1 protein-coding gene is annotated in these 4,474 nt (G+C 52.0%); it reads right to left on the bottom strand.

Going from position 1 to position 4,474, the window contains the following annotated elements; all coding sequences use genetic code 11:
- Window positions 1-4,474, bottom strand: a 4,474-nt coding sequence (locus MHB54_RS28665) for a condensation domain-containing protein (protein WP_340982197.1), incomplete at both ends; no start/stop codon positions are given.

Raw genomic sequence — 4,474 nt, 5'->3', positions numbered from 1 at the left:
ACCATCGCGAGCAATCGTGTCGACGATGTCTTCCGGGTTCTTTTCCCCGCCGACCGACAGCAGGCTCACCTTCGAGCCGACCAGCGACCACCAGAACAGCTCCCACACCGACACGTCGAACGTGAAGGCCGTCTTTTGCAGAATCGTATCTTCCGCACTCAAGCCGTATCGACCATGCATCCACAAAATTCGGTTCAGCACGGAATAGTGCTCCACCATCACGCCCTTCGGTTTCCCGGTGGAGCCGGAGGTATAGATGACATAGGCTACATGGTGCGGACCGGCCAATGGCTCCAGATTTGAGCCATCTTCGTGGTAAATGTCCTCGCGATCCAGCACCAGCACCTGGCCGTCGAAACTCAGTGATGCTTGCTCCTCCAGATGCGATTGCGTCAGCACCAGCTTCGCGCCCGAGTCCTCCAGCATAAAGCGGATGCGGTCCGCCGGATAGTCTGGATCGATGGGTACATAAGCTCCGCCTGCTTTGAGGATCGCGTAGATGCCTACGATCATGTCCAGCGAACGGTGAACCAGTATGCCTACAGGCTGATCCGGTTCAACACCTTCCGCACGCAAGGTGCGTGCGAGACGGTTGGCTCGCTCATTCAGCTCCGCGTAGGTCAACGATTCCGCTCCGCACAACACCGCCACCTGCTCCGGTGTGTTCGCTACCTGCTGCTCGAACAGTGCACTTAGCGTTTGATCCTGCGGATAGGCTGCCGCCGTATCTCCCCACATCTGAACGATCTGCGCCTGCTCTTCCGGTGTCACCAATTCCAGCTCATTTACTCGGATATGCGGATTGTCGATAATTTGCTCGATGACATGCAGTACATGTCCCTGCATCCGCTCTATCGTAGACCGATCGTATACATTGGCGTTATATCTGAACATGATGCGGAAAAGCTCATCGGGCATCACAATCAAGTCCAGATCATAATTCGTTTGCTCGACAACCTCTACATTCGTAATTTCAAAAGCAGACGGACGAACTTCGCCAAGCTGCTCAACTTGCTCCTCTACCGGATAATTCTCAAATACCATAATGTGGTTAATTAGATTTTGCTTCTGCTCCGTCAGCGCCTGAATCTCATACAGAGGGAAGCTGTCATAGGTTCCCGAGGTCAGTGCCTGTTCCTGCGTTTTCCGCATCACTTCCACAAAAGTGGCATTCCGTTCACTTTGAATCCGCACCGGGATCGTATTAATGAACAAACCGATCATATGCTCTACGCCGGCAATATCTGTTGGACGTCCAGATACGACACTACCGAAAATAACATCCTCATTGTTGTTATATTTCTGCAAAATAAGGCCCCACACGCTCTGCATCAGCGTATTAATCGTGACCTGCTGCTGCTTCGCAATCCGGTGTATGGCTTCGCTCCATGTTGGATCCAGATCTACCGTTATTTTTTCAGAGATATATTTGCTGGTGTCGCTTGTTGTAGTGGATGGAACATGTTCCTTTTCTTTTTCCTTGCTGTCCGGCGTTGGCTCCTTCCATAAAGCATCTGCACCCGGCAACAACGTTTGCTGTTCAAAGCCCGCCAAATAGCTGCTCCAGTATTCTTTTGCCGCACGTTCATCCTGACGTCCCAGCCATTCGATATATTGGCCATACGGTGTGATAGGAGCGAGCTCCGGCTGCTTCTGCTCCAGCAGCGCAAAGTACGTACCAAACACTTCACCCGTAACGAGCGATAAGCACCAGCCATCCATGACAATGTGATGGAAGCTCCATACCAAATGATACGTTTCTTCATGGGTCTGCAATACCTGTACACGCATGAGTGCATCGGTACCGAGATTAAAGCCTCTAGCTTGGTCCTCCAGCTTAAACGCCCGGATATACGCCTGTTGCTCCGCTTCCCGCATGCCGCGTACATCCTGGAAGGAAAGGTCGCTATCTTTGTGACGGAACACGATCTGCAATGGCTCCTGACTGTGCCCTGTCTCAAACATATGGAAATTCGTCCGCAGCGCTTCATGACGCTGTGTCAGTACATCCAGACTCTTGCGGAACACAGCTACATCAAAGCTCCCTTGTTGATCAAACGACGCTTGCTGGAAGTAGGCGCCTGACTCCGGCTCCATCAAGCTATGGAAATGCATCCCCTTCTGCATTGGCGAGAGAGCATATACATTTTCCAGCTCGCCCACAGAAGCTGTTTGCTCCGTCAATTGCTCCAGTTGCTCCAGTGTCAAGCCTTTGAACAATACATCGCTTGGTGTTAGCTCACTCCGCTCTTTGGAGGCACAATGAGCGATCACTTCCTGCAAGCTTTCCTGCAGCAACTGCGCAAAGTTTTCTACATTTTGCTGATGATATACCTTACTGTCATAGCGAATTTCCAGTGTCAGCGCGCCCGCCGTAATCATTCCGTTCACATTCAAAGGATGCTCCAGTACGGTATGATCACTCATCGGCTCTCCACCTGGATGTGAAGACAGAACGATATCCCCATTTTCCAAGTCCTGATCAAATTGTCCCAAATAGTTAAAGCTAATTTCAGGCTGCAAGGCAAGGGAATGATGGGCATCATCCTGAGACATATATTTCAAAATGCCGTAGCCAATGCCCTTATGCGGTACATGGCGCAGGTCTTCCTTCACCCGCTTGATTCGCTGCCCTACTTCTGCCTTTCCGTCCACACCCAGCAGCACCGGATATTGGCTTGTAAACCAGCCCACGGTACGGGTAATGTCGATATCTGGAACAATGGCTTCCCGGCCATGTCCCTCCAGATTGACCAGCACGCGCTCCTGACCGCTCCAGTTATATAATGCTGTGCCGAGTGCGGTTAACAGCAGATCATTGACCTCCGTGTGGTACGCACGATGTGCTTCCTGCAGCAGCAGTCGTGTTTCCTGCTCGCTCCAAGCTACGCTCACCGTCGCAGTGTCTCTGATTAGAGAATGTTGTCCCTCTGCTCTCTCATGATCCTTAGGCAACGATGCGACTTCCGTTTGGGCAAGACGGTGCCAGTATTCGCGTTCGTCTTCGATGGCCGGACTATTCGCATATTGTGATAAGCGCTCTGCCCAAGTGGAGAACGAGTCCGTTTTATATGGCAAACGAATGGCTTCTCCACGAACCGCCTGCTCATATCCCGTGGCAAAATCCTCAAACACAATCCGCCATGAAATGCCGTCTACCACCAAATGGTGAATCGCAATCAGTAAATGATCCCCATCCATGCAGCGGAAAAGTCCCAGCTTCACCAGCGGTCCTTCGTCCAGACGAATGGAGCCTTGGATGGCATTCGCCTTCACCTCAATTGCTGCTGCAACATCTGTAATGTTTTGCACATCCGTCAAATCCACAACGTCCAGACTGTACAGCTGACCTTCGTTCAAACCGCGATTCCACGCTTCATAGCCCTGTTCGGTCTGACGGAAGACTATACGTAGCGCATCATGATGCTCCGTTACCTTGGTCACCGTTTGATGCAATGCGGCTTCATCAAAGCCTTGTGCTCTATACAGCATCACCGACTGATTGAAATAATGTGGCTCTACTGAGGATTGCTCAAAGAACCATTGCTGTATTGGGGTCAATTTAACTGCCCCCGAAACCACCTGCTGATCGGCTGTACGGCTGACCTTGTGTACATAACCACTCAGCAACGAGACAGAAGGATATTGGAACAAATCCTTCATGTCCAGCTTATAGCCCGCTTGCAGCAAACGGGAGGATACCTGGATTGCCTTGATCGAATCGCCGCCCAGATCAAAGAAATTATCCAAAATTCCGACTCTCTTCGCTCCTAATACAGCCTGCCAAATGGACACTAACGTCTGCTCCAGCGCTGTGCGCGGCTCTACATAATCCGCTCCGCTTTGCAGGCTGCCTTCTGGTGCTGGCAGTGCCTTGCGGTCAATTTTACCATTCGGTGTCAACGGCATCTGCTCCAGCTGGATGAAATACGGAGGCACCATGTAGTTTGGTAGCTCCTCGCCCAGTAAGCTGCGCAGCTCACCAGCGCTCACTTCCCGTTCAGCAACATAGTACGCCACCAGTTGGTTTTGCCCTTGCTCGTCCGCTTGTGCCAGTACGATGACCTCTTGTACGTCCTCCACTTTCAAAATTTGTGCCTCGACCTCACCCAGCTCGATCCGGTAGCCCCGGATTTTCACCTGATGGTCGATCCGGCCCAAATATTCGATGTTGCCGTCCGGCATCCATCTCGCCAAGTCACCTGTACGGTACATCCTTTCATAGCCCGCTTCGCCAGCCGCAAACGGATTCGATACAAATTTCTCAGCCGTCAGCTCTGGACGATCCAGATAACCCCGAGCCAGACCCGGACCGGACACGCACAGTTCACCCGCTACGCCCACCGGAGCCAAATGTCCATGCACATCCACCATGTATACCCGATGATTCGGCACAGGTCGTCCGATGGAAATCAGTTGTCCGGCTCTCTCATCCTCGGATACCGGCCAGATGGATGTCGCCACCGAGTTTTCG

The sequence above is a fragment of the Paenibacillus sp. FSL M7-0802 genome, assembly GCF_038004945.1.
GTDB lineage: Bacteria > Bacillota > Bacilli > Paenibacillales > Paenibacillaceae > Paenibacillus > Paenibacillus polymyxa_B.
Note: the sequence above shows the minus strand (reverse complement) of the source record. Positions and strands in the feature narration are given on the sequence as shown.